We start from the raw sequence: 25,192 nt of genomic DNA on the forward strand, positions 1-25,192 counted from the left end.
TACGACCGATACGACCGATACGACCGATGCAGGATGCACGCTCCGGTCGAGCCACGCGTGACTACATTCAAGATTCGCTCCGCCGGCGCTTGATTGGCACTTGGCGGCGAGGCTGCGCCCGATATCGTGAAATGGAATGCCTGCATCCATTTCTCGCTCGGGCGCCTTCCTCCTCTCGATGATCGTTGCTGGAGTCGTGGCAGCCGCGTGCGGCTCCGATCTGGAAGGAGAGGGCAAGCCCGGCACGCGCGATTCGGACGAAGCGGGGACGAGCAGTGGCGGTCCGTCGACCGGTTTTGGCGACACCGACGGATCGACGAACCCATCGTCGAAGCCACTCGACGTCCAGCCGAGCGGCTTGCAGACGATCCAAGCCGTGCTCGGGCAGGCGCCGCCGACGGTCGCCTTCACGGCGACCATGAACGATCAGCCGATAAATGTCGCGTGGGCCGTCGATCGTGGCGAGATCGCGTCGGTCGACGCCGGGCCTTCGAGCTCCGCGACGGTCAAGGCGACAGGCACGACCGGCGGTCTCGTCACCCTCTCGGCTTCGTTGAACGGGCAGGTCGTCAAGCGCGAGGTCCTCGTTCAAGTGACGGGCACGCAGAACGGCGTGAACGCGAACATCCCCGCGCAGGATGCTCAGATCGCACACAACCCCGCGGAGCTCACGGCGGGGGGCGGTGTCGGTGGCGTCGGTGGTGAAGGACTCGGCGGGGCCGTGACCGATCCGGCGACGGCGACCGCGCTCGGAGCGCCGAGCTCGGATGGAACGGCGAAGCACCTCACGCTCCTCTATCCGTACGACAAGACCGTCTTCCCGCGCGGCATGCTCGCGCCGCTTCTGCAGTGGAGGTGGGACGAGGGCGATGCCGACGCGATCGCGATTCATCTCGAGACGACGAGCAAGTCGTTCTCGTGGACGGGCACGTTCGGACGTCCTGCAATCCTCGGGACCACCGGAAAATACATTCGCAGTCCGATTCCCCAAGATGTTTGGGCCGCGGCGACGAACAGTGCGGGAGGGACGACGAGCTCCGGCCCCGACAAGCTGACGATGACGCTCGTCGTCGCCAAGGGCGGCGTTGCGTACGGACCGATTCAAGAGACGTGGACCATCGCTCCAGGCCGCCTCTCCGGCACCATCTATTACAACTCGTACGGCACGAAGCTGGCCGAGAATCAGGGAGATGCAGTTGGCGGAAACAAGCGGTTTGGCGGCGCCGTCTTGAGCATCCGCGTCGGAGACACTGGACCGAAGCTGACGGCAGGGACGAACGGCGGCGACGCCCAATGCCGCGTGTGCCACTCGGTTTCGGCCAACGGCGCGTCGCTCATTGCGCAGCTCGGCAACAACAGCGCCCTCAGCTCGCACTACGCCATCACGCCGACCTCGATCAACGAGACGCCGACATTCAACAGCGCATACCCGGCGATCGCGCCCGATGGAGCGTCGGCGCTCTCGTCGAATGCCGTTCTGTTCGCGCTGCCTGGAACGACCCTCGTGCCGACGACCGGTCTCACGGACTTCAGCAACCTCGGAACGCCCGCGTTCTCGCCGGACGGCAAGGCGGTCGTGTTCAATCCGATGGCGAGCTCCACGCTCGCGAAGCCGACGCAGAAGCTCGTCGTCATGGACTACGACGCGACCACGCACGCCTTCTCCGGGCAGCGTGTCGTGTTCGACGCGTCGGCGCTGGACGCCAAGGTCCGCCCGGGTTGGCCCGCCTTCTTGCCCGATGCGAAGTCGATCGTCTTCCAGCGCCAGTCCGACCCCGGGCTCGACGGCAACGGCCTCGGCGACTTGCGCACGCGAAAAGGTGCGTATGCCCAGATCTACTGGACGTCTTCCGCGGATGCGAACAGCGTCACGCCGCTCGACAACCTGAATGGCAAGGGCTACCTGCCGAAGCTCCCGGCGAAGACCATCATGAGCTGCACGGGCGACACTCTCCCGGTCGGCGATTACAACGCCGACCACGCGCTCGACGTCGACCAGAACTACGAGCCCACGGTCAATCCCGTGGCGACCGGTGGCTATGCGTGGGTCGTCTTCACGAGCCGCCGCATGTACGGCAACGAGGCGACGATCCCGCCGTTCTGCAGTGATCCGCGCGGCGTCGATCTCGTCCAGAACATCACGACCAAGAAGCTGTGGGTCGCCGCCATCGACCTCAACGCCCCGCCGGGCACCGACGCGAGCCACCCAGCCTTCTATCTTCCGGCGCAGGAGCTCCTCGCGGGCAACGCGCGCGGCTTCTGGGTTCTCGATCCGTGCCGCTCCGACGGCGAGTCGTGCTCGAGCGGCGACCAGTGCTGCAACGGCTCGTGCGGCGCAGGCGAAGCCGGCCTCGTGTGTGGTGCGTCTCCGCCGAACGCGACGTGCGCCGGTCACACCGACAAGTGCACGGACACGCTGCCGTGCTGCGATTCCCGCGACCGGTGCATCGGCGGCTTCTGCACGACGCCTGGCCCGCAGTGACCTGGCAGTTCAGTGCGCTTTCGGAACGATGGCGACGGCGCGGAGTGGACCGCCGCTACCGCCCTTGATCTTCATCGGTAGCGCAACGACGGTCGTTCCGGTCGCCGGCAGCTGATCGAGGTTCGCGATGTTCTCGAACGCGGGGACCTCGCGCTCGAACAGCCGCCGGTGCGAGTCGAACGTGGTGCTCGGTCCGTGATCGATGCTCGGCGTGTCGAGCCCGACGGCGTGGATGGCGCGCTTCTCGACGAGCCACACGGCGGCGTCGGGATCGAGGCCGGGGAAGTGGAGTTTCTTGACCGCCTCCGCGCCTCGCTCGGCCGTGCCCATGTACTTTTCGCGATCGGGCCAATAGCGACCAAAGCCCGTGAAAATCAGCACGATCGTGCCATTCGGAATCGTGCCGTGCGTTCGTTCCCACGCTTCGAAGTCGGCCACGTTCACGTTGTGATCGCGATCGCGCGCGCATGCTTCGGTCACGTCGACGACGACGGCAGGGCCGATGAGGCGATCGAGCGGGATCTGGTCCACCGTCGAATGATTCTGGGCGAAGTGTCGTGGCGCATCGATGTGCGTTCCACCGTGCTCGGGCGCCGAGAACTTGTTCGACGCGTAGTAGTAGCCGCCGGCCGTCACGCCATCGGCCTCCTTCTCGAGCACGAACCCGGCTTCGGTCGGCCAGTAGATCGTCTGCTCGTCGAATGCGTGGGAGAGGTCGACGACGGTGGAGCCCTGCGCGAGACCCGACGCGGGGAGGGCACACGTCGTGGACGCCTTTTGCACGGAGTCGCAGCCGTACGAACCCGAGGCCAGCATCGAGAGGAGCCCGAGGGCGGCGCGACGGTGCATGGCGGTCAACATGACCATGCGCGTCTCGACCGTCACCGTGTCATGCGGACGCGTCGAATCGAACGATGGCGTGCCGCACGCGGCGATCAGAGTCGCGCGTGCTTCGTCGCGATCGTGATGTCGCCTTCCTGGAAGGGCACCGCGACGCCTTCGAGCGCACGGCGCGCGTCGACGGCCTTTGCAGCAGGGGTGTCCTTGGGAACACCCGGCGTGACGTCCATGAGGGTGAGGTCGATGGGATCGGGACCATCGGCGGTCATGTCGACCTCGAGTCCTTCGGTCGGAATGCCTCGCAAGACGAGCCAGCCGCGGGACGACGATGCCACCTGGCCGTGGCTCGAAATGACGACGTTGCGTGGCGCCTTTCCGTCGCCGAAGACGAGGAGCAGTGAGGTGGCTCCGCGAAGCGAGCGGAGGCGAATCCTCACGTGGCGATGGCCATTTTCGACGGAGCTCTTCTCCACTTCGAGCGCCGGCGCGGCGACCGTGATGCGTGTGGTTTCCACGGATGGGCACGGCAGCGACACCGGGAGGGGCGCGCGAGGACTCAGCATCTCGAGAGGCCCCAGCGATTCGAGCATCGAGCGAGGAGGCGAGCCCCACTCGAGGGTGCCCCACGACGTCTGCACGTAGGCATGCGCGGCGTCTTCGTCTTGCCGAAAGAGAACGTTGGCACGCTGAGGGTGCACGGTCGAGAAGAGCGGCTGCAACGTCGCGACGCCGATCGCGGCGCAGGTCACGACCCCCATTCCGATCCATACCGCGCGCGGCAGACCTCGCAAGAGCGGAGGCAAGGCCGACAAGAGCACGATGGTCGAGATGGCGATGACCGGTGGGATGATGAATCCGATCGCGTCGTAGATCGGTGTGTCGAGAGGCAACCACAGGATCCCCGCGACGACCGCCGCGAGCCCACTCGTGATCTCGATCGGCAGCCAGGCGGTGAGACCGGCCGCGAGCGCGGGAACGACGAACAGATAGGCCGTGCCTGGTGCCACGTAGGCAGCGCCGACACCGAGGAGGCTCCACAGAATCCACGTTCCGGCCCACGTGCCGCGCGGTGTTGCCTCGCGCGTCGTCGCAGCGGCAACGGAGAGCCCTCCGAAGAGCGCGGCGCCGTGCAGGGCGGCGAGGGGAAACGCAGGATGCGCGATCCACGGAACGGCGAGCGCTCCTGAAGCCTTCATTGCGAGACCTGCCGCGACGGTGGCAAGCGCGCCACCGCCGAGCGTGGCGAGGCTCGCGAAGAGCCCCTTCGCACCGAACGCGCGCATGCGGATGGCCTGCCCGACCACGAGCGCAAGCGCGGCGAGTGCGAGCGGCAGCGTGAAGCCCGCCGGCCATCGAACGATGAAGAGCGAGAGCACGTCGAACCACGTGGCGTCGCCCGCCGGCGGGTGCTCGGCCTCGGTCGATTCGCCGAGTGCGCGCGCCATCGCCAACACTTGCTCGCCGTGGTGCTGCAGCGTGCCGATGTCCGCGTTCGCGATGGAGTCGAGCGGCGTGTGGTAGTCGTCGATGCCTGCGAGGTTCGCGAAGTTCACACCATTCGCGGTGGCCTTCATCACCGTGAAGTCGGTGTCGTTCGGCATCCGGCGGTAGACCTCGTAGAAGAGCGACGAGGAGACCGGTCGCTCGAGGTTCTTGGCCGCGAGCCCCACGAGCCAGGCGTTGTTGGTGCTCGTTTCGAAGAGGTTGCTCGGGCCGTGACTGCCTCGTGCGTCGACGTTGACCACCGAGCGAACGCTCTTCGCGAGCGGATGCAACTGCGCGAAGGCCTCGGCACCGAGAAGTCCGCTCTCTTCTCCGTCGGTGAGGACGATCACCACGGGGCGCCTTTGCGGTGGATCGTGCGAGAGCGCCCTCGCGGCTTCGATCACCGCGGCGACGCCGACGCCGTCGTCGCTCGCTCCTGGGCTCGCGGGGGCCGAGTCGTAGTGCGCCATGAGCGCCACGGCCGACGCATTCGGATCGCTTCCGGCACGGCGCGCCACGACGTTCTCGACGAATCCGCACGAACCGTGTCGCCCGCAGACGAAGGCGTGCTGCACTTCGGGATTCAGTCCTAAACGTGACAGTGCGTCGACGAGCTCGCCTTTTGCGCGCTCGTGACCCGGCGTGCCTTGTGCGCGCGTGACCACGCCGTCACCGGCGATCGCGCGTTGGAGCTCGCGCGCTCGTTCGGCGGAGAAGCGCTCCGGTGGTGCGCTCGCCGGCAAGGGGCGCGGCGGCGAGTAGCGAACCCACGCCGCCGCGAAGACGACCGCAAATGCGAGGAGTACTGCGCCGAGCGCTCGACTCATCAGGCGCGCGGCGATTCCGCCAGGCGTTTCGGCGTTCCGTTCTTCTTCGGCTGCACCTTCGGCGCGAGCAAGTCGCGGAGGAACTTGCCCGTGTAGGAGGTGGCGTGTCGCGCGACCTCTTCCGGTGTTCCGGTGCAGACGATCTCGCCGCCCTTGGCGCCGCCTTCGGGCCCGAGGTCCACGACCCAGTCGGCGCACTTCACGACGTCGAGGTTGTGCTCGATGACGACGACGGTGTTGCCTGCCTCGACGAGGCGCATCAGCACGGAGAGGAGCCGGCGGATGTCTTCGAAGTGGAGGCCGGTGGTGGGCTCGTCGAGCACGTAGAGCGTGCGGCCCGTCTGGACTTTGCCGAGCTCGCGCGAGAGCTTCACGCGCTGCGCCTCACCACCCGAGAGGGTGGGCGCGCTCTGACCGATCTTCATGTAGCCGAGGCCGACCGACACGAGCGTCTCGAGGATGCGGCGCAGGGCAGGGAAGGCCGAGAAGAGCTCGAGGCACTCGTCGACGGACGTATCCAGGATGTCGGCGATGCTCTTGCCCTTGAAGCGGATCTCGAGCGTCGCCTCGTCGTAGCGCTTGCCGAAGCACGACTCGCACGGCACGCGAACGTCGGCGAGGAAGTGCATCTCGACCTTCACTTCACCGTCGCCGCCGCAGGCTTCGCAGCGACCGCCCTTCACGTTGAAGCTGAATCTCCCGGCGTCGTAGCCGCGTGCGCGTGCGTCGGGCAGCTGCGCAAAGACCTCGCGGATCAAGTCGAACGCCTTCGTGTACGTGCCCGGGTTCGAGCGCGGCGTACGGCCGATCGGCTTCTGATCGATGGCGATGACCTTGTCGAGCTTGTCGATGCCCTTGATGCTCTTGTGTTCGCCGATCGACTCGGCCGAATCGTGCAGGTGCGCGCCGAGCGCCGGCAGGAGGATGCCGTTGACGAGCGAGCTCTTGCCCGCGCCGCTCACGCCGGTCACGCAGCACAGCACGCCGAGCGGGATCTTCACGTCGACGTTCTTGAGGTTGTGCTCGCGTGCGCCGACGACCTCGATGAAGGCCTTCGGCTCGCGACGCACCGCCGGAACCTCGATGCTCTTTCGGCCCGACAAAAAGGCGCCCGTGATGCTCTCGAGGTTCTTCTCGATCTCGCTCGGACTGCCTTCGGCGATGACCTTGCCTCCGAGGTGACCGGCTCCGGGGCCGAAGTCGACCACATGATCGGCGGCCCGGATCGTCTCCTCGTCGTGCTCGACGACCAGCACGGTGTTGCCGAGGTCGCGTAGGTGGCGAAGCGTGGAGACGAGGCGCGCGTTGTCGCGCGGGTGGAGGCCGATCGACGGCTCGTCGAGCACGTACATGACGCCGGAGAGCTCGCTTCCGAGCTGGCTCGCGAGGCGAATGCGCTGCGCTTCTCCGCCGGAGAGCGAGGGGCCGGGGCGATCGAGGGTGAGGTAGTCGAGGCCGACGTCGAGGAGGAACTTGAGGCGGCTTTCGATCTCGACGAGCGCGCCCTCGGCGATGCGCTTCTGGGCGGGACGCAGCGTGAGGCCGCGCACGTGGTTCACGGCGCCCTCCACGGTCATTCCCATCAGCTCGCCGATGTTCTTCTGCCCGACGTAGACCGCGAGGCTCTCGGGGCGGAGGCGGCGGCCCTTGCAGGCGCCGCACGGGCGATCGCGGAAGAATTTCTTGTAGTGTTCACGCATCGACTCGCTGTTGGTCTCGCGGTAGAGGCGTTCGAGGTTCGGGATGACGCCTTCGAACTTCACGCCGAAGGTGCCGTGGCTGTCGGAGCCTTCCTTGCCCCAGGAGACTTTGAGCTTCGAGTCGCCGATGCCGTGAAGGAGCTTCTTCTGCTTGTCCTTCGGGATCTTCTTCCAGGGCGTGGAGAGGCTCACTTTGCACGCGCGGGCTGCGGCCTCGGCGATGCGGAAAATCCAGCCCTCTCCGCGCGACATGGCCGACGCCCAAGGGAGGATTGCGCCGTCTTTGATCGAGAGATCGGGATCGGCCACGACGAGGCCCGGATCGACCTCCGCGCGGACGCCGAGCCCCTGGCACTCGGGGCAGCTGCCGAGCGGACTGTTGAAGGAGAAGCTCGGCGGGCTGAGCTCGGGATAGCTTCGTCCGCAGCACGCGCGGTTCGCGCTGAACGGGATGCGCTCCTCCGACTTGCCGTTCGCCGCCTTGCCGAGGTCGATGGCGCAAACGAGCTCGCCCTTGCCCTCGTTCAGTGCGCTCTCGACGGCCTCGGCGATGCGCGCAGGGGCAACGCTGCCGAGCACGATGCGATCGACCACGAGATCGATCGTGTGCTTCACGTGCTTGGCGAGCGTGGGCGGATCATCGAGCGAGTGCTGGTCGCCGCCGACTTCGACGCGCAAGAAGCCTCGCTGCTTGAGGTCCGCGAAGAGCTCGCGGTGTTCGCCCTTTCGGTGCGTGACGAGACGGGCCAGGATGCGGAGGCGCGTGCCCGAAGGGAATTCGGCGATCTCGCGCGCGATCTCGGCGGCGCTGCGAGCCTTCACGAGCTTGCCGCACGCGATGCAGCGCTGCTCGCCGACGCGGGCGTAGAGAACGCGCACGTAGTCCTGGATCTCGGTGATCGTACCGACGGTGGAGCGAGGGTTCGAAGCCGCGCTCTTCTGTTCGATGGCGATCGTGGGCGAGAGACCACGGATCCGATCGACATGGGGCCGCTCGAGCTGCCCGAGGAACTGCCGCGCGTAGGCCGACAACGTCTCGAGGTAGCGCCGCTGGCCTTCGGCATAGAGCGTGTCGAACGCGAGGCTCGACTTGCCCGAGCCGCTTGGTCCCGTGAAGACGACGAGGGCCCGCTTGGGGATGGTCAAGTGCGGAACGTCGAGGTTGTGCTCGCGCGCACCGCGCACCTCGATGGCATCCGGCTCGCGGGCCTGGTGTGTCATCGAAAAGGCGACCTCCGACGACGACCGAGCGAGCTTCTGAGCGAGACGGGAAGACGGCGACGGCATTGCGGCGGGCGGATACTAGGCTCGGTTCTCGGGACTCGCCGCCGCAAACGCGCTCGAGGTCGACCGCACCTCGCTTGTCAGATTGGCAAGGTGCCCCCGAAAGGGCCCGGCCGCGGGTGCCAGCTTGGCGACTCCGGCGGCTGTGGTCGTGAAATTTCCGTGTAGAAGCGATGTGGTCGCTCGCAAGCTTGCGCTGGCACGCGCTATGCTCAGCGTGCTCGCCAGGAGAGCGTCTTTCCCCGCCCCCGTAAGTTTTCCCATGCCTCCTTCAGCGTTCTCATCGCGTTCATCACGCTCTTCATCACGCCATTCGAGCGCGACCTCGGGGCGCTCGTCGTCGCGTTTCGCAATTCCCTCCGCGCGCGCAGTCGTTCGAGCCCTCGGCGCGGCGGCATTCGCGGTCGGCGTCCTCTTCGCACCGTCGGTCGCCCACGCCGTCACGCTCGACATCAGTCCGGCCTACACGGGGAACCCGCCGTCGCTTCCGCGCATCGGCCCCAACGGGGACATCCTTCAAAAGCGGCCGCTCACGCTCAACCCGGAAGGCGTGAGCCTCCAGGACTGCCTCGACGACCAGAGTATCCGCTTCCCGCTCGCCCTCGCGGACTTCGAAGCGAACGCCTCCCTGCAGGCGTGGGCGAGCACGGGCGCCGATTGCACGCAGCAGGCGAACCGAAACTCGAGCACTCAGCTGTGCTGGCAGGTGCCCAACGGCAAAGGCTTTCCCCTTACGCTCAATCCGAACATCGACATTCCGGTTCGGTCCATCATGTCCGGGGCCTTCGACCCGAGGACCCCGAACGCGACGGCGAGCATCTGCGGAACCGTCGACCTCACGACGTTCTCCGTTCAGTTTCTCTACTTCACCCCCGGCCAAATCGCGACGCCGGCGGTTTCGAAGAACTTCACCATCCAGGTCGACACCATCGGCCCGCCCGCGCCGACCGGCCTCTCGCACCTCCCCGGCAATACGCGCATTCGCGTCTCGTGGGACACCATCGGTGAAGGCGGTCTCGTCTCGCTCACCGGCGTGAACGTCTACTGCGATCCCTCGGTAGCCACGACCACGCCGCCGACCACGGATGCCACCACGCTCGTGTGCGATGGGGGCGATGCCGAGGCCGATGCGGAAGATGCCGATGCCGATCTCGATGCGGGCTGCGTCGAGGTTCCTGTCGAAGCCGGTGGCGGCACGACGAACGAGTGTTCGAGCCCGAACCTCGTGCCAGCGGATGGCGGCACGGTCCTGCCGGACAACGAGTTCAACAACAAGTTCCGCTGCGGCAGCCTCACGGGCAACACGGGCAGCTCGGTCATCGCCGACAGCGTCGCCGGGCACCCGCTCGTGAACGGCACGACCTACGCGGTCGCCATCGCCGCGACCGACCAGTTCAACAACGTTGGTCCACTCTCCAACGTCGTCTGCGAGACGCCCGAAGAGACGACGGACTTCTGGCAGACGTACAAAAAAGACGGCGGTAGCGCCGGTGGTGGCTATTGCTCGGTCGACGGCGTGGGCTTGCCGATGGGCAGCGTCAGCGTGCTCGCCGTGATGGGCGCGCTCGCTCTTTCGACGCTGCGCCGTCGTCGTGAGCGCGATCAGGGAAGCCGCCGCGACTCGGTCTCGGGTGACGAGAGGAACGATCGATGAAGCGACGGTTCTTGGCCCTGGCCGGCGTGGCCAGCGTGGCCTTCGTGCTTCCCATGCTCGTCACGAGCGAGGCGAGTGCATTCGAGTTCGGAACGCGCGGAGAGCAGCATCCGTATCGCTCTCCGCAGAACTTCGCGCTCGAGCTCCGCGTCGGTCCCTACAAGCCGCAAGTCGACCAGGACCCCGCGCTCGGTGGACGCACGCCCTTCGCGGACACCTTCGGTGGTGCGCGCATCCTGCCCTCGCTCGAGTTCGATTGGCAGATGTTCCGCATCCCGCACCTCGGAACGATCGGCCCCGGCATCGGTGTCGGCTTCACGACCATGAGCGAAGACGTGCTCACCGTGTCCGGTCGCCAGTCCGGTGACACGACGAGCCTCGACATCACGCCCATCTACGGCGTCGCCGTGCTTCGCGCCGATGTCTTGTGGCGCGAGATGAACTTCCCCTTCGTTCCGTACGGCAAGGCCGGCCTCGGGTATGCGCTCTGGCGCGCGACGAACACGGGCGGCACGTCGGAGTTCAACGGCGTGAAGGGCAAGGGCGCGTCGTGGGGCACGCAGCTCGCCCTGGGCCTTGCCTTCGCGCTCGACTGGTTCGATAAGGGCGCGGGACGCAACATGGACAACGCGACGGGCATCAACAACTCGTACGTCTTCGCCGAGTACTACTGGTTGTCGCTCAACGGCTTCGGCTCATCCGACACGCTCCGCGTCGGCTCGGCGACCTGGACGGCCGGTCTCGCCTTCGAGTTCTGAGCGCCGTGGGCCTCGCCGATCTTCGTCGGCGTGCCGGCGGCATCGTGCTCAAGAGCCTCTTCGAAGGCGGCGCGCGTCTCGGCAACATGTTGCCGGGCGCGCGTCCGTCACGGCACGGCGTCGAGGTTCTGCCGAACCATCGTTACTTCGAGGGGAAGGCGGCCGAGCACGTTCTCGACGTCTACCGCCCCATCGAGTCGAACGCCGTCCGTGCGCGCCGCCATGCCGGGCCGCCTTGGCCGGTCGTCCTCTACGTCCACGGCGGTGCGTTCCAGATTCTCTCCAAGGAGACCCATCGCATGATGGCGCTCCTCTTCGCGCGCCGTGGCTTCGTCGTCTTCAACGTGGACTATCGGCTCGCGCCGAGGCATCGCTATCCCGCAGCGATCGAAGACGTGTGCCGCGCGTTCGTCTGGGTCGCCGCGAATGCCGAGCGATTCGGCGGAGACCTCTCGCGGCTCGTGCTCGCCGGTGAGTCCGCGGGCGCGAATCTGGTGACGAGTTTGTCGATCGCGCTCGCCTACGAGCGTGAGGAGGCCTTCGCGCGTGCAGCGTTCGCCACCGGCGTGTCGCCGCGTGCCGTCGTGCCGGCGTGCGGCGTCTTCCAGGTGAGCGACATCGATCGTCTCCGGCGTCGCAAGCCGAGCATCGCGCCGTTCGTCGTCGATCGTCTTCTGCAAACCGAGCGCGGCTACCTCGGGCGCGGTCCACACGCGTGCTCGCTCGACCTTGCCGATCCGCTCGTCGTGCTCGAACGCGGCGAGGCACCGTCGAGGCCGCTCGCCCCATTCTTCTTACCGGTCGGAACGCGCGATCCGCTTCTGCCCGACACGCGTCGTATGGCCGAGGCGCTGCGTAAGCTCGGCGTCGTGGCCGAGGATCGCTACTACGAGGGAGAGCTCCACGCGTTCCACGCGCTTCTCATGCGCGATGCTGCGCGGCGCTGCTGGCGCGAGACCTTCGCGTTCCTCGAAGAGCATCTCTGACGAACGTTTAAGGCTTGCTCAACAATTGCTCACAAACAATTGCTCATAAACGTTTGTCGAGGCGTGCGGCCTGATGCCTAGCCACGCATGGATGTGCTCGATTTCACGCTCGAGGTTGTCGCGCGGCGCTCGTACTCTGTGTGCACGATTTGCTGCTGTGCAGGAGGCGGGCCGACGGGATTGATGCGAGGTCCCAAAATGCCACGACGGATCGTGTGGCCGCCGTCGCGCTCCTGACTTATGAAGCGGCCCATGGGGGCAGACGAAGATCGTCCCGTCGTACTCGTCGTCGACGACGACGAAGACCACCTCATGATGCTCGAGGCATCGTTCGATGCTGCCGGCTATGAGGTCCTCACGGCGGCGTCTTTCGCGGACGCGAGCAAGAAGCTCATGGAGAGCAGCGTCGATGCGCTCGTGGCCGACCTGACGTTGGGTGACGGCAGCGCTCTCGATCTGTTGCCTCCACTCGGAGATCGCAGGCCGCGTGTCGCAATCGTGCTCTCGGGCTTCGATCGCCCCGAGGACTTCGAGCGCGCGCGAGCAGCGGGCTTCGATGCTCACCTCGTCAAGCCCACGCCGTTCGATCGCCTCACGTCGATCATCGACGAAGGGCTCAAGAAGCGAGCGAGCGGCGTTCAGCTCGCGCGCCCGCGGCCAGGCAACGGCCCCAAGCGCGCGCCGTACTGAATCTCAGCGAGCGTTCAGCGAACTGGCGCCGGCGCGCCGGTGACCTCTTCGACCCATGCGTCGATTAGATTTCGCGCGATCGACAGTCGAGGTGGGATCGTGGGCAAGGCGTCGGCGCGGAACCAATTCGCCTCGGCGATCTCGTTGCCGTCGACGCGAATGTCTCCGCCCGTCCACTCGCAGGTGAAGCCGATCATCAGCGAGTGAGGGAAGGGCCAGGGCTGGCTTCCGAAGTAGCGAATGTTGCCGACCTGCACGCCCACTTCTTCGAACACCTCGCGCGCGAGCGTCTGCTCGAGCGATTCGCCGATCTCCGCGAAGCCTGCGAGCGTACTGAAGAACGCGCCGGGAAAGCGCGCGTTGCGTGCGAGGAGAGCCTCGTCACCTTTGCGCACGAGGACGATGATCGCCGGCGCGATGCGCGGATACGCGGACAGGCCGCAGGCCGGGCAACGCATCGAGCGTTCGCCGGATACGCGTTCGGTGGGCGTTCCGCAGCGGCCGCAGAAGCGATTCGTCGTGGCCCAGTCGATGACGTGGATGGCGCGACCGGCGACCCAGAACTGATCGGGACTCAGCGTGGATGCGAGCGAGCGAAGGCCCGCGGCGAGAACGAGGTCAGCCCCGAGCTCGGTGGCATCCCCCTCGAACGCCGCAGCGACCACGTGGGCATCGTCGAGCGATCCCAGGTGATGGGCGGCCGTGAGCTCGATGCCGAGACGCTTCACGTCGTCGTCGGAGGGAAGGACGAATCGCTCGCCCTCGCGTCGAACCACGAGGCCGCTTCCCTGGACGACGTACCAGATGCGACGGGTGCTTGCGGAATGGGGCGGCGTTTGGACGTGGGAGGGGATGAACGCCATGTGCGGCGCATCTTAGCTCCGTCGCGCGCCAGAGCGAGCGAGCAGCGCGAGAGCGTTACTCGATCCCGTGCTCGCGGAGTTTGTTGTAGAGCGTGCGACGGCTGACGTCGAGCAAGCGTGCCGCGAGCGTGCGGTTGTTGTTCGCGCGCGCGAGAGCCTTGAGAAGCGCTTCTTTCTCGGCCTCCTGCCGATGAGCTCCGAGCGACGACGCGGCGCCGCTGGGGGACGACGCCGAGGGTGAAGCTCCACCGAGCTCGCGTTCGACGTCGTTGCCGCGGATGACGAGCCCATCCGTCAAGACGACGAGGCGCTCCATCAGGTTCTGCAACTGTCGAACGTTTCCGGGCCACGCATGCGAACGCAAGGCGTGGAGCGCACCGGGCTCGACGGTGATGCCGGGCTTTCCGTTCGCCTCTCCGAAGACGCGTGCAAAGTGCAAGGCGATCGATTCGACGTCGCCACCGCGCTCGCGGAGCGCCGGAACTCTCACGGGGACGACGTTGAGCCGATAAAAGAGGTCTTCGCGAAACTCCCCGCGTTTCACCATCGCCTCGAGGTCGCGATGCGTGGCCGCGACGAAGCGAACGTCGACCTTGATGGTCTCGGTTCCGCCGACGCGTTCGAACTCGCGCTCCTGCAGAACGCGAAGCAGCTTCACCTGCACCTGCGGAGTGACGTCTCCGATCTCGTCGAGGAAGAGCGTGCCGCGGTGGGCGAGCTCGACGCGGCCGGGTTTTCTCGTTGCCGCGCCGGTGAAGGCGCCTTTCTCGTATCCGAAGAGCTCGCTCTCGAGCAGCGAATCCGGAAGTGCCGCGCAGTGGACGCGCACGAACGGATGGTCCTTGCGCGTGCCGCTCTCGTGCAGAGCACGGGCGACGAGCTCTTTGCCCGTACCCGTCTCGCCGCGAACGAGCACCGTGGCGGTTCCGGAGGCCACCTTGCGGATGGTCGTCAAGACGTCGTTCATCGCCGGCGAGCTACCGACGAATCCCGAGCTCCCCGTTTCGATGCTTGGTGCCTTCTCGGCCGCGCGTCGTCCTCGCGCCAGCGCCTTCTCGACGACGAACAGAATCTCGTCGCGCTCGAACGGCTTCAGCATGAAGTCGACGGCGCCGGCCTTCATCGCCTCGACCGCGAGCGGCACCGAGCCATGCGCCGTGAGCAAGATCACGGGCAGGTCGGGAAAGCGTTTGCCGAGCTCCGCGAGGAGCGCGAGGCCGTCCATGCCCGGCATCCGAATGTCGGAGATGACCACGTCGAACGGGCGGCTCTGGAGGATCTCCAGCGCGGCTTCGCCGGATGGGACGCGCACGGCCTCGAAGCGGCTTTGCTGCAGGAGCGTGGTGAGGACCAGGCCGACGGCGGCGTCGTCTTCGACGACCAGGACGGAGCTCTGCATCGGGCTACGAATCTATGTGAAGGATACAGCCAAGGGCAACGGACGCCCGAAACGTGGGATGTGCAATCCGTTGCACAGTCGTGAACTGCGCTTCTCGTTCGGCGAGGTCACCAGCGATCATCAGAATCGCAGGCGCCTTCGTTCACGCGGCGAGCGCCCGGTCAGCACGTTGGCGGCTCGGTTCTTGCGATGCGGGGCTCGTCGCGAACGAGAGCCTGCGATGGAATCCGTACGCGGCACCTCGAACTCCTTCATCCTAGGACACGCGCACGATGGACTTTCGGGAGTCGACATTCCTGATCGCGGCGATAGGGCACCTCGTGTTCGCCCTGCTGAGCATGTCACGTGCAGGAAGAAGTCCGTTGGCGTTGCCGCTGGCCTTCTTCGCGTTCGACTCGTTCGGCTGGACGTTCGCGTCGTTCTGCAATCACCAGTTCGGCAATCCCGTGTGGCGCGTTCTCGACGTCGTCTTCATGTCGCTCGCGCCCGCGGTGATCCTCCACGTGGTGCTCACGTTCGTGGGCCGGCTCCGCGCGTGGATGACACTGCTTCGGGCCACCTACGCCGGGTTCGGCGCACTGGCGCTCTCCTCGGTGACGGCGGCCTGCTCCTCGTGGGGAGTCGCGTGGATCGAATCGTCGGGCTGGGCGGTCCTCTTTCTGGTCGCGTGGCTACCGTCGCTGGTTTTCGAGCTCTGGCTGCTCCTCGCGCATCTTCGTTCGGGCATCGACGCCGACGAGCAAGCACGCACGCGGCTGGTGCTCGCCGCGCTGGCCATCGGCGGCTCGTTCGCCACGACCGATCTCTGGAGCGATCTCGGCGTGCCGCTTCCGTCGCTCACGCCGCTCGGATCCCTCTTCGGAACGGCGCTCCTCGCGGTGGTGGCCCTTCGTTTTCGCCTCTTCGATCGCAATCTCCAGGGAACGACGGCGCTCTACGCCGGCTCCGTGGGCGTCACCGCCGTTCTCGTGTACCTGACGTTGTTCCACGGCCTCAAAGGCAATCTCCCCGCGCTGACGTTCGGCGTCACCGTGGTCACGCTCGTTCTCGCGGTGGTCGTGCGCGAGGCCGCGAGCTCTCTCGCTTCGTATCGTGAACGTGTCGAGCGCCTCGCCGTGCTCGGGCGCTTCTCCGCGCAGATGGCGCACGACGTGAAGAATCCGCTCGCTGCCCTCGTGGGGGCAGTGCAGGTTCTCGAGGCCGGCGAATCGGACCCCCATCTCGATACGCGTGCGTTTCGATCCATGATCGTCGAGCAGGCGGATCGAATCCGAGCCATCGTCGAGAAGTACGATCGCCTCGGTCGCGTCGAGCCGGTTCCGACGCTCGTGCGCGTCAACGACCTCGTGACGCGCGTGGCTGCGCTGTCACGCTACGCAACGTCGCACGAAGTGAAGGTGTCCTTCGACCTCGACGCGCGACTCGGCGAATGTGAAGTCGACGCCGACCTTCTCTCCGGGGCCCTCGAGAACATCGTGCGGAACGCGCTCGAGGCCATGAAGTCCGGCGGCATGCTCGTCGTCACCACGCGCGGGCCGCATGGCCGCCCTGGCGAGCGCGAGCGTGACACGGCGCTCGTCATTGCCGTCCAGGACAGCGGCGAAGGCATGGACGTGCGCCAGGCCGAGCGCGCCTTCGACGACTTCTACACCACGAAGAGCACGGGCAGCGGCCTGGGGCTCGCCTTCGCTCGACGCGTGGCTTTGGCCCATGGGGGAGACGTCTTGTTGTCGAGCTCGCGCGGCTCCGGAACCCTCGTCGAGCTCCGGCTTCCTGCACGTCTCGTGCGCTGACGTTCGCATCGAGCACGACGCGCGGTAGCATGAGCGCCGCCATGCTCTCGCGTCGCGACGTCTTTCTCCGTGGTGCCCTCGTCGCCTTCTCGTTCGGATTCGTCGCGTGCAGTCGTCAGCAACCGGAACCGCAGAAGACGCAGGCAACGCCGCCGTCCTGGCCCCGGCGTAGCACGCACGAAGGGGTCGACTTCATCGAGCTCTTTCCGTCGAACGCCGACGAGTCGTCACCTATTCTCGTCGCGATTCATGGTCGTGGCGACCGTCCGGAGAACTGGATCGACACGTGGCGTGAATTCCCGGCACCGGTTCGCGTGGTGTTGCCGCGCGCGTTCGATCCCTTCGGCGACGGCTACACCTGGTTCCCGTTGCGAAGCACCATGTCGGACGAGGACTTCGGAAAAGCCGTCGGCGACGCCGAGGCGAGGCTCTGGAATGCGGTCTCCAAGCTCACGGGCGGCAAACGCGTGCTCGTGACCGGGTTCTCGCAGGGCGGCATCCTCTCGTACGCCTTCGCGGCACGTCATCCGACCGACGTGATCCATGCGTTCCCGGTGGCGGGCGCGCTTCCCAAGCCGCTTCTCCCGACGAACGGTGCGCACTCCGCGCCGATCACCGCATTCCATGGGACGGCGGACAAGATGATCCCCTTCGCCTGGGGCCGCGAGAGCATCGACGCGCTCGTCGCGGGCGGCAGCCCGGCGGAGCTCCACGAATACCCGGGGTCCCGCACGCGATCACCGCCCAAGAGCGCAGCGACCTCTGGTCGGCGATTCGGAAAGCGCTCTGAGCCACCTGGCCCGTAGCTCAGGTAGGCTGGGGCACGCCGTGGAGACGAGCGATCGAGGGGAAGGCGCGGACGTCGCGCGAAGCTCGAGGCGATTCCCCGTTCGGACGTGCGCTCTGCTGGTGTTCTGTGCGCTTACCGGTGCGCTTGGAACCGCGCGAGCCGAGGGACGTTCCGACATCCCGGTTCGTGTGGCGACGGATCTTCACGAAGGATGCCCTCGCACGCCGACGATGCTTCAGCGCCTGCACGCGCGCCTCTCGCGTATTCGCGAGGCGGAGGAAGGCGAGGCCGCGATCGGGGTCGAGGTCCGTGTCGAGCGTCGCGATGGGGTGAGCCACGGTACGGTCGCGCTCGTCGGAGAAGACGAGCGAACCGAGCGGACGGCATCGTCGCCATCGTGCGAACGCGTTCTCACCGCTCTCGCCATCATGGCCGCGGTCGGTTTGGACGAGGGCATCGCCCCGGTTCCTGCTGCTTCTCCCGACGCCGGTCCGGCGGAGGGACCCGCCGTCGAACCCGAGCCTCCTCCGGTTGCTCCATCGCCGCGTCCTTCGGGGCTGACGAAGACCGCCACTCCTCCATCGCCTCGCCACGCAACCCATGTCGGCGTCGCGATCGGGACGAGCTTCGAGATCTCGGCGAATCGAGCGGCGATCGTCATGCCCGGCGTCTTCGCGCAGCTCGTATTTCCCGTGCGCTTCGAACCGCTTCTCCGCCTGGGATTCGCCCGAAGCTTTCGCGACGAAGTCGCCTCCGCGCGAGGGAGCGCGGGACTCGCCTGGACCGAGGCGACCGTTGCAGGATGCGGCGATCTCTTTGGCAACGCGACCATTCACGCCGGGCCCTGTGTGAACGCCGAAGGGGGAGTCCTCCAGGCCATCGTGAACGAGCCGTTGCCCTCGCGGGGCCGCACGCGACCTTGGTTCAGCGCTGGCGCCTCGGCGCGATTGGCGTGGAGGCCGCTCTCGGCGCTGTCTTTCGAGATCGTGGGGGGCGTTCGGGTGCCGCTCATCCGAAACGAGCTCTTTTTCGAGCCGCTCAGCCTCGTGTACGAAGCTCCCGCGGTCGTCCCGTTCGTCGGAACGGCGGTCGCCGCGCACCTGCCCTGAAGGCGCAGAACGGTCGAGCTCGCACGTTCGTGTTCTTTTCTTAAAGATTTTGCCTGGGCGCCGACATCGCGCGCTTGGAACCAATTCGTCGTGTTCGCCGCGGAAGCCGAAAAACTCGAGACTGTCAGAGATCCGGCGCTCGACGCCCGTCTCCGGCAGCTCGCGATCGACCACTACGATTTCGTGTGGCGGTCGCTTCGTCGTCTCGGCGTGATGCCACCCGAGACCGATGACGCTGCGCAGCGCGTCTTCCTCACACTCGCGCAGAAGCTTCCGAACGTCGAGCCGAGCAAGGAACGGAGCTACGTGTTCGGCATCGTCGTACGCGTGGCGGCGAACGCGCGTCGCGGTCGTGCCACGGCGAGGCAGCGAGAGGTGCCGGAGAGTGACGTCCCCTCGTCGCTCGCGCACGAAGCCACGGCCGAGGCGGCGCTCTCTCGGGCCGAAGAACGCGTCATGCTCGACGAGATCCTTGCCTGCCTGCCGGAGGAGCGTCGCATCGTGTTCATGCTCTTCGAGCTCGAGGAGCTCACGCTCGTGGAGATCACGGAGCTGCTCGGCATCCCCATCGGCACGGTCACCTCGCGCCTCAGGCGCGCTCGCGAAGAGTTCGAGGCCGCTGCAGCCCGTCTCCGCGCACGGAACAAGGGAGTCTGACGTGGAGTCCTCGGATTTCGAACCGCTCGTTCGCGGTGGTACGAACGAAGCCAATCGTCGCTTGCTCGCGTCTGCGAAGGACGACGCTGCCGGCCCCGGCGCTCGTGACACGATGCTCGCTGCGCTCGGCGTGCCTGCCGTGCCGGCACACGAGCGCCTGGCCGTTCGCCTCGGGCGCGCCTTCGGTCGATCGGGCGGAGTCTACTTGCCTGGTGCGTTGCTCGTGGTCTTCGTCGGAGCGGTCACGAGCGGTGCCGTGATGCTCGGCGGCTCGCCTTCGAAGTCCTCGGAGCCGACCGTCGCGAGCCACGCGACTCTGGGCGCGGTCTCCGTGCCATCGGACGCCGATGGGAATGCCGCGGCAGCCGCTGCTCCCACGAGTGCGCCGGTCGTCACTCCGGACTCGCTTCCGAGCGCGCCAGCGACGTCGAAGCCGATGGCCACGCCCGCGCCGACCGATACGCTCGGACGCGAGAGCGCGCGTGTCGAAGCGGTTCGCGCAGCTCTCGCGCGCAACGATGCGGCTCGGGCGGTGACGCTTCTCGACGCCTACGACCGCGAGTTCTCTCCTGGTGCGTTCGCCATCGAGGTCTCGGTGTTGCGCATCGAGGCGCTCGCCCGTCTCGGCCAAACCGAGCGAGCGCGCCGCCTTGGGAAGCAGTTTCTCGCCGAGCACCGTCAGGGTGCGTTCGCGCGTCGTGTCACCGCCACGCTCGAGGCGCTGCCTCCGGAGTGAGGGCGCACGGCTAGGTCGTCGAACGCGCGACCCGGCTCGAAGGATTCAAAGGATTCGAAGGAGAGTCATTTCGTGAAACTTCGCCTCATTGGACTCGCGTCCGCGCTCGGTCTCGCGAGCCTCGCCGTGCAGTCGTGCGCCGATGCCACGTCGCTCGGGCGAGGCTTCGAAGATGACGCGGGCTCCCAAGCCGTGCCCTCGCTCACTCCCGAGGGCGGCACACCCGACGCTGCCAGGACGGTGGCAATGTGCTCGCGTGCATCGCCACCGATTGCCCGGCGCCGTACGCGACGTGCGACGCGAAAGAAAAGCCCGCCTACAAGTGCGAGACCGATCTCCAGCGCGACTCGAAGCATTGCGGCGCGTGCGGGAACGAGTGTCTCACGTACGAGCCCATTCACATGACTTCGCGCTGCCAAGAAGGCGCGTGCAAGCCCGAGTGCTACGCGAAGCCCGATGAAGCTGGCGACGTGGACTGGCGCAACTGCGACGGCGTCCTCGACAACGGGTGCGAGGTCGACGTTCTGAGCAATCCGAACAACTGCGGGGCATGCGGGAACGAATGCGCTCCCGGAACGCCTTGCATCGTCGGGCAATGCGGTTGCCCTTCGGGCCTGCTTCTTTGTGACGGCAAGTGCATCGATCCGCGCTCGGACGACCTGAACTGCGGCACCTGCGGAAACGTCTGCTTCCCGCCCGCCGACGGGTGCGTCCCCGTCCAGCCCAACACCCGCTTTGGCTGCAAGGCGGGGACGTGCATGAAGAGGTGCGCGAACAACGCGGCCGACTGCAACAACGACATGGAACAGTCGACGTGCACCGGCGACGGTTGCGAGGTCATCGGCCTCGACACCGAAGAGAACTGCGGTGGTTGCGGCATCAAGTGCACGAAGCCGGGCGAGCAGTGCGTCGACGAGGGCAACGGCTACGAGTGCGCGGTGCCCTGCGCGAAGTCCGGCAAGTCCTCCTGCAAAGGAAAGTGCGTTGATCTCCTCAGCGACGTGAGCGCGTGCGGTTCGTGCGGCGCCCCCTGTGATGCGCCGGGGCCGAACCAGGTCACCTCGTGCAACAAGGGCGTTTGCGTCTACGAGTGTGCACCGGGCTTCGGTGACTGCAACGGCAACACCCTCGACGGTTGCGAGACGAACCTTCGGCAGCACCCGAGCCACTGCGGTGCATGCGGGAACGCCTGTGACCTCGCTGCCGGGCAGCCGTGTATCGAAGGAGCGTGTCTGATGAAGGCGTGTGATCCGGATCCGGAGACGGCGAAGTGATGCGCGCGCGATACACGACAATGACGGTCCTCGCTGCGGGTGCTCTCGTTTGTGCGCTGGCGAGCTGTGCCACGACCGACGAGACTGCTCCGAACGACCCCCCGAAATCGATTCTCGACGCGAGCGCGCCGGATAGTGCCGATGCAGTGGCCTCGGACGCCGACGCCGAGACGCCGGTCTCGTGCGACGACGTCGCGTGGTGTCCCGTCGCCACGAACGTGAGCGCGGTCTACGCGCTGACAGCGGTGTGGGGATCGAGCAAGAACGACGTCTGGGCTTCGGGCTCCGGCGGGAGCGTGATCCACTGGGACGGCGCCGCGTGGATGCCGACGCCGCTCCCGACTTTGACGGGCGTGCCCGTCAAGAACACCTTCCGCGCGCTCTGGGGCAGCGGTCCGAACGACGTCTGGGTCGCGAGCGCGACGGATCTGATCTTCCACTCCGAGGGATTCAAGAACGGAACCGCCGGGTGGAAGGCCACGCCTGCCGTCGTGGCGGCGAGTTCGGTGCCCATCTACGCGGCGTGGGGAAGCGGGGCTGGCGACGTGCGTTTTGGAAGCCGCTCCTATTACTTCTCGTCGCCGGAAGCCGCGTTCCTCGCCAATCAGATCGTCAAGCAGCCTGCGGGCGCCGAGGCGGAATGGTCCGCGAGCGAAGGAACGGCGATCGTCTATGGCCTCTGGGGCTCGTCGGCCGACGATCTCTGGTTGATCGGCGACAACCGAGCCGAGCGCGCCTGGCAGCCCGGTCTCACCATGCACGGCACGCGGCAGGAAAAGGGCCTCTTCTGGACCGAGGTCGACAGCCGAGCGTCGGTCGTTCTTCGAGGCATCTGGGGAAGCTCGAAGAGCGACGTGTGGACCGTCGGTGATCAAGGAACGATTCGAAGGTTCGGACCGAACGCGACGGAGTGGGCGATCATCGAGTCGCCGACGAGGGAGACGCTCCACGCGGTGTGGGGAAGCTCGGCAACCGACGTCTGGGCGGTCGGCGAGTCGGGCACGATCCTGCACTGGGACGGCACGACATGGTCGGCGTCGACGGCGGCGTTCTCGAACGATTCGAAGAAGCCGAATCTCTACGGCGTCTGGGGCAGCGGCCCGAGCGACGTGTGGATCGTCGGCGAGGGGATTGCCCTCCACTACACGGGAAACGTTGGAGGTTCGAAGTGAAGCGCTCGCTCGCTCTCCTGAGCGCCCTCGTCCTCGCATTCGCCGGCGTCGCGGCATGCGCAGACTCCGATGAGGCATCTCCGTCGCCGTCGCCCGTCGATGCGGGGGATGCTGGAGACGTAACCTTGCCGAGCACCGATCTCGACGCTGCCGAACCGCTGCCGGAAGCATCGGTCGAAGCGGGACCGAGGACGTGCTCGTACCACGGCTTCTGCCCGACGATCCTTCCCGCGGCGCAGACGCTCGTCGACGTCTGGGGCGACGGCACGGGTGTCGTTTGGGCGGTGAGCGCAGAGGGGAGCGTCCTTCGTTGGGACGGCACGCAGTGGAAGATTCACGCGTCGGACCTCGGACCGCTCACGGCCGTGTGGGGCAGTGAACCGACCGACGTGTGGATTGGAGGCGAGAACGGAGTCTTCCACGGCAAGGGGGCGACCTCGGCTGCACTCGCGTTCACTCCGAGCTCCTTGCCCGAGCACGCCGTTCGCGTCGCTTCGATCTGGGGTCTCTCGTCCAGCGACGTGTGGGCCGTTGGAACGGGCGACGATCCAGACACGGGCATGTTCACGGGCGTCGCCGTCCACTGCACGTCGGGCGGGAATTGCGAACCCGTTCATGTCGCGTCGGGGACCCGGAGTTTCTCCCGCGTGTGGGGCTCCGCGAAGAGCGGTGTGTGGATCGCGGGGCAACGCCCGAATGCGGACATGCCCTGGATCGACGAGCTCGCCGCCTTCCGAAAGAGCGAGAGGGACGAGTTCACCGACGTGACCTTGCCTCCGGACCCGCACATCGGTTTGCCGCTTGGGGCAGCTGGCTTCGTGCGCACCGGTGGCTCCGTCTCCGACGGCGCGATCTGGCTCAGCGGCGGGAACACCGGGGGAGGGCCGCTCCTATGGCGAGGAACGAGCACGGACGAAGGCAAGACGTTCACCTTCACCGCGGCGGTCGACGGCACGCCGAATGATCCGCCGACCAACGCGCTCTTCGGTACGGCGGACGACGACGTTTGGGTCGCGGGCGAGTACGGGCAAGTGCGCCACTGGAATGGCACGAAGTGGATGGCGACGGCGGTCACGACGACGGACCTCCCCATCACGACCCCCTTCTATGGCGTGTGGGCACGAGGTTCCTCGGAGGTCTGGCTCGTCGGCAAGGACATCGCGCTCCGCTACGACCCGACGCAGAAGCAGGATGGAGGCGCAAAGTGATCTCGCGTCATGAACGGCGGCTCGCGGTTCGGCCCGTGCTCGCGCTGGCGACGACTCTCGGGACCGCACTCGGTGTTCTGTCGGCCGCGTGTGGAGACTTCGACGGCACGCCGGTAACCAGCGGCGCGGATGCCTCGCCCGATGCTCCGAACGTCTCGCCCGAGAGCGGGCCGGACGCGACGAATGCGATCGATGCGTCCGATGCATCTGACGGCGGCTCCGCGCCCGATCCGCGAGGTCCCTTCGATCCTGCCGACGTTCCGGTCGTGTGCGGCACCTCTCCGTGCGCGACGCAGATCGTCGCCGGCAACGATCACTTCTGCGCGCGCATGAGCGACGGCACGGTCCGTTGCTGGGGAGCCGAGGATATGTTCGGCGCCCTCGGCCCGAACTTCCCCGAGGAAGGTTCGACCGTTCGCGCCATCGCCGATATCGAAGGCGTCAAGCAGCTGAGCGCGGCGGGCGCGACCATCTGTGCCTTGCTCGACAAGGGCGAGGTGGCGTGCTGGGGTGACAACCGTCGGGCGCAGCTCGGGCTCGAACTGGAGCCGCTTGCCGACGAGGGGGCGCATCCGACTCCTATGCTCGTTCCGCTCGATTCGGCGGCGACGCGTGTCGACGTCGGCCACGGCGTCGTATGCGCGCATCTCGCGTCGGGCAGACTCTCGTGCTGGGGAAGCGACGATCAAGGGCAGCTCCTGCGCAACGCCAACGACGGCGATCCTTATCCGGATCGCATGCGCAGGCCCGGCCTCGCCGTGACCGATCCGCTCTCGTTCGCGCGCGTCGCGGCGAGCAACTACAGCATGCTCGGCATCGCCGCCGATGGAACGGCGTGGAGCTGGGGAGCGCTCGCGGGCGATCTCGGAACGGTCTCCGGCCGGCTCGGATCCATCTCCCCGAGCCTGACGCCGAAGCGTCTCGACGGTCTCTCGAACGTGACGAGTCTCGTCGCGAGCGTCTGGATCGCGCGTGACGCCCCGTCGGGAACGTCGAGGCCGGCGCCGGGCGGTGACACGCCGAAGCTGCCGCCGCAGGCCCACGCGTGCGTCATCGCCGACGGCGAAGTTCATTGCTGGGGCCGGAGCTATCAAGGTGCGCTCTGCACGGGGGTTCGCGACGACCAGTTCGAGCCCGCTCGCGCGCCGCTTCCGAGCTCGGCGAAGACGTGGGCCCAGCAGCTCGCCGTCGCCGACGAGATCACCTGCGCACGCACCACCGACGGGAGCGTGTACTGCTGCGGAGGCGACGAGCACGGAAAGCTCGGGACGGGCGCCGTAGGAATTCTCTCGGCGTCGTTCATCAAGGCCGACGCGTTCAAGGGCCACGCCGTGCAAGTGGCGACGAGCAACCACGCCGTGTGTGCGCTCGTCGTCGACGGCACGGTCGAGTGCTGGGGGAGCAACGAGAGGGAGAGCTCGGCCAAACGCCCGACGTCCTCGACCATCCGTCTCCCGTGAAGATCACCTTCTGAAAGGCCTCGCA

19 protein-coding genes are annotated in these 25,192 nt (G+C 66.9%); 14 read left to right on the forward strand and 5 right to left on the reverse strand.

The window, feature by feature from the left end:
- Positions 1-136: 136 nt before the first annotated feature.
- Positions 137-2,482: a hypothetical protein gene (locus AKJ09_RS18240; protein ID WP_146648477.1), complete on the forward strand. Its 2,346-nt coding sequence runs from the start codon at positions 137-139 to the stop codon at positions 2,480-2,482.
- Positions 2,483-2,491: 9 nt separating this feature from the next.
- Here AKJ09_RS18240 and AKJ09_RS18245 read toward each other — a convergent pair whose 3' ends face one another.
- Genes AKJ09_RS18245 through uvrA form a run of 3 tightly spaced genes read right to left on the reverse strand, consistent with a single transcriptional unit; the run spans position 2,492 to position 8,555 of the window.
- Positions 2,492-3,367, reverse strand: coding sequence for a cyclase family protein (locus AKJ09_RS18245; protein ID WP_205633734.1), 876 nt, complete (start codon positions 3,365-3,367; stop codon positions 2,492-2,494).
- Between the two features lie 50 nt (positions 3,368-3,417).
- Entirely contained in the window at positions 3,418-5,634 is a 2,217-nt protein-coding gene (locus tag AKJ09_RS18250) for a M28 family peptidase (RefSeq protein ID WP_146648479.1), read from the reverse strand.
- Positions 5,634-8,555 carry an excinuclease ABC subunit UvrA gene (uvrA, locus tag AKJ09_RS18255; RefSeq protein ID WP_169927634.1) on the reverse strand — a complete coding sequence of 974 codons (2,922 nt, stop codon included), beginning with the start codon at positions 8,553-8,555 and terminating at the stop codon, positions 5,634-5,636. Before uvrA ends, AKJ09_RS18250 begins: the two co-directional genes overlap by 1 nt.
- Before the next feature lie 325 nt (positions 8,556-8,880).
- On the opposite strand from uvrA, the gene AKJ09_RS18260 reads away from it, so the two are divergent.
- From AKJ09_RS18260 to AKJ09_RS18275, 4 genes are all read left to right on the forward strand, one after another.
- A complete protein-coding gene (locus tag AKJ09_RS18260; RefSeq protein ID WP_146648481.1) occupies positions 8,881-10,272 on the forward strand; it encodes a hypothetical protein in 1,392 nt (463 codons plus the stop codon).
- Entirely contained in the window at positions 10,269-11,030 is a 762-nt protein-coding gene (locus AKJ09_RS18265; protein WP_146648482.1) for an MXAN_2562 family outer membrane beta-barrel protein, read from the forward strand. Before AKJ09_RS18260 ends, AKJ09_RS18265 begins: the two co-directional genes overlap by 4 nt.
- A gap of 5 nt (positions 11,031-11,035) precedes the next feature.
- Positions 11,036-12,016, forward strand: coding sequence for an alpha/beta hydrolase (locus AKJ09_RS18270; RefSeq protein WP_146648483.1), 981 nt, complete (start codon positions 11,036-11,038; stop codon positions 12,014-12,016).
- A gap of 252 nt (positions 12,017-12,268) precedes the next feature.
- Positions 12,269-12,706: a response regulator gene (locus AKJ09_RS18275; protein ID WP_169927635.1), complete on the forward strand. Its 438-nt coding sequence runs from the start codon at positions 12,269-12,271 to the stop codon at positions 12,704-12,706.
- A 14-nt stretch (positions 12,707-12,720) separates the two neighbouring features.
- Here the strand turns inward: AKJ09_RS18275 and nudC are convergent, their stop codons facing one another.
- Positions 12,721-13,569: an NAD(+) diphosphatase gene (gene nudC / locus AKJ09_RS18280; protein WP_146648485.1), complete on the reverse strand. Its 849-nt coding sequence runs from the start codon at positions 13,567-13,569 to the stop codon at positions 12,721-12,723.
- A 55-nt stretch (positions 13,570-13,624) separates the two neighbouring features.
- Positions 13,625-14,968: a sigma-54-dependent transcriptional regulator gene (locus AKJ09_RS18285; RefSeq protein WP_146648486.1), complete on the reverse strand. Its 1,344-nt coding sequence runs from the start codon at positions 14,966-14,968 to the stop codon at positions 13,625-13,627.
- Positions 14,969-15,330: 362 nt separating this feature from the next.
- On the opposite strand from AKJ09_RS18285, the gene AKJ09_RS18290 reads away from it, so the two are divergent.
- The 9 genes from AKJ09_RS18290 to AKJ09_RS18325 all read left to right on the forward strand — a co-directional run bounded on the left by AKJ09_RS18290 (position 15,331) and on the right by AKJ09_RS18325 (position 25,167).
- Positions 15,331-16,761: an ATP-binding protein gene (locus AKJ09_RS18290; protein ID WP_169927636.1), complete on the forward strand. Its 1,431-nt coding sequence runs from the start codon at positions 15,331-15,333 to the stop codon at positions 16,759-16,761.
- 29 nt (positions 16,762-16,790) lie between these two features.
- Positions 16,791-17,567, forward strand: a complete 777-nt coding sequence (locus tag AKJ09_RS18295; protein WP_146648488.1) for an alpha/beta hydrolase — start codon at positions 16,791-16,793, stop codon at positions 17,565-17,567.
- A gap of 214 nt (positions 17,568-17,781) precedes the next feature.
- Positions 17,782-18,660, forward strand: a complete 879-nt coding sequence (locus AKJ09_RS18300) for a hypothetical protein (RefSeq protein ID WP_146648489.1) — start codon at positions 17,782-17,784, stop codon at positions 18,658-18,660.
- Between the two features lie 90 nt (positions 18,661-18,750).
- Complete coding sequence (locus AKJ09_RS18305) at positions 18,751-19,317, forward strand: RNA polymerase sigma factor (RefSeq protein ID WP_240488513.1); 567 nt, start codon at positions 18,751-18,753, stop codon at positions 19,315-19,317.
- 1 nt (position 19,318) lies between these two features.
- Complete coding sequence (locus AKJ09_RS18310) at positions 19,319-20,053, forward strand: hypothetical protein (protein WP_146648490.1); 735 nt, start codon at positions 19,319-19,321, stop codon at positions 20,051-20,053.
- 248 nt (positions 20,054-20,301) lie between these two features.
- Positions 20,302-21,327 carry a hypothetical protein gene (locus AKJ09_RS18315; protein WP_146648491.1) on the forward strand — a complete coding sequence of 342 codons (1,026 nt, stop codon included), beginning with the start codon at positions 20,302-20,304 and terminating at the stop codon, positions 21,325-21,327.
- 20 nt (positions 21,328-21,347) lie between these two features.
- Entirely contained in the window at positions 21,348-22,499 is a 1,152-nt protein-coding gene (locus AKJ09_RS18320) for a beta propeller repeat protein (protein WP_205633735.1), read from the forward strand.
- Positions 22,496-23,707 (forward strand): ligand-binding sensor domain-containing protein, encoded by a 1,212-nt coding sequence (locus AKJ09_RS53070; protein WP_169927637.1) that lies wholly within the window; start codon positions 22,496-22,498, stop codon positions 23,705-23,707. Before AKJ09_RS18320 ends, AKJ09_RS53070 begins: the two co-directional genes overlap by 4 nt.
- On the forward strand, positions 23,704-25,167 hold the full coding sequence (locus AKJ09_RS18325; RefSeq protein WP_169927638.1) for an RCC1 domain-containing protein: 1,464 nt from the start codon (positions 23,704-23,706) through the stop codon (positions 25,165-25,167). Before AKJ09_RS53070 ends, AKJ09_RS18325 begins: the two co-directional genes overlap by 4 nt.
- Positions 25,168-25,192 lie beyond the last annotated feature (25 nt).

This window comes from Labilithrix luteola (assembly GCF_001263205.1).
In the GTDB taxonomy this organism is placed as follows: domain Bacteria; phylum Myxococcota_A; class Polyangia; order Polyangiales; family Polyangiaceae; genus Labilithrix; species Labilithrix luteola.

Coding starts and splice junctions, on each gene's coding strand:
- AKJ09_RS18240 (WP_146648477.1), top strand. CDS start 137: ATGCCTGCATCCATTTCTCGCTCGGGCGCCTTCCTCCTCTCGATGATC.
- AKJ09_RS18250 (WP_146648479.1), bottom strand. CDS start 5,634: ATGAGTCGAGCGCTCGGCGCAGTACTCCTCGCATTTGCGGTCGTCTTC.
- uvrA (WP_169927634.1), bottom strand. CDS start 8,555: ATGACACACCAGGCCCGCGAGCCGGATGCCATCGAGGTGCGCGGTGCG.
- AKJ09_RS18260 (WP_146648481.1), top strand. CDS start 8,881: ATGCCTCCTTCAGCGTTCTCATCGCGTTCATCACGCTCTTCATCACGC.
- AKJ09_RS18265 (WP_146648482.1), top strand. CDS start 10,269: ATGAAGCGACGGTTCTTGGCCCTGGCCGGCGTGGCCAGCGTGGCCTTC.
- AKJ09_RS18275 (WP_169927635.1), top strand. CDS start 12,269: ATGGGGGCAGACGAAGATCGTCCCGTCGTACTCGTCGTCGACGACGAC.
- nudC (WP_146648485.1), bottom strand. CDS start 13,569: ATGGCGTTCATCCCCTCCCACGTCCAAACGCCGCCCCATTCCGCAAGC.
- AKJ09_RS18285 (WP_146648486.1), bottom strand. CDS start 14,968: ATGCAGAGCTCCGTCCTGGTCGTCGAAGACGACGCCGCCGTCGGCCTG.
- AKJ09_RS18295 (WP_146648488.1), top strand. CDS start 16,791: ATGAGCGCCGCCATGCTCTCGCGTCGCGACGTCTTTCTCCGTGGTGCC.
- AKJ09_RS18300 (WP_146648489.1), top strand. CDS start 17,782: ATGCTTCAGCGCCTGCACGCGCGCCTCTCGCGTATTCGCGAGGCGGAG.
- AKJ09_RS18320 (WP_205633735.1), top strand. CDS start 21,348: ATGACGGTCCTCGCTGCGGGTGCTCTCGTTTGTGCGCTGGCGAGCTGT.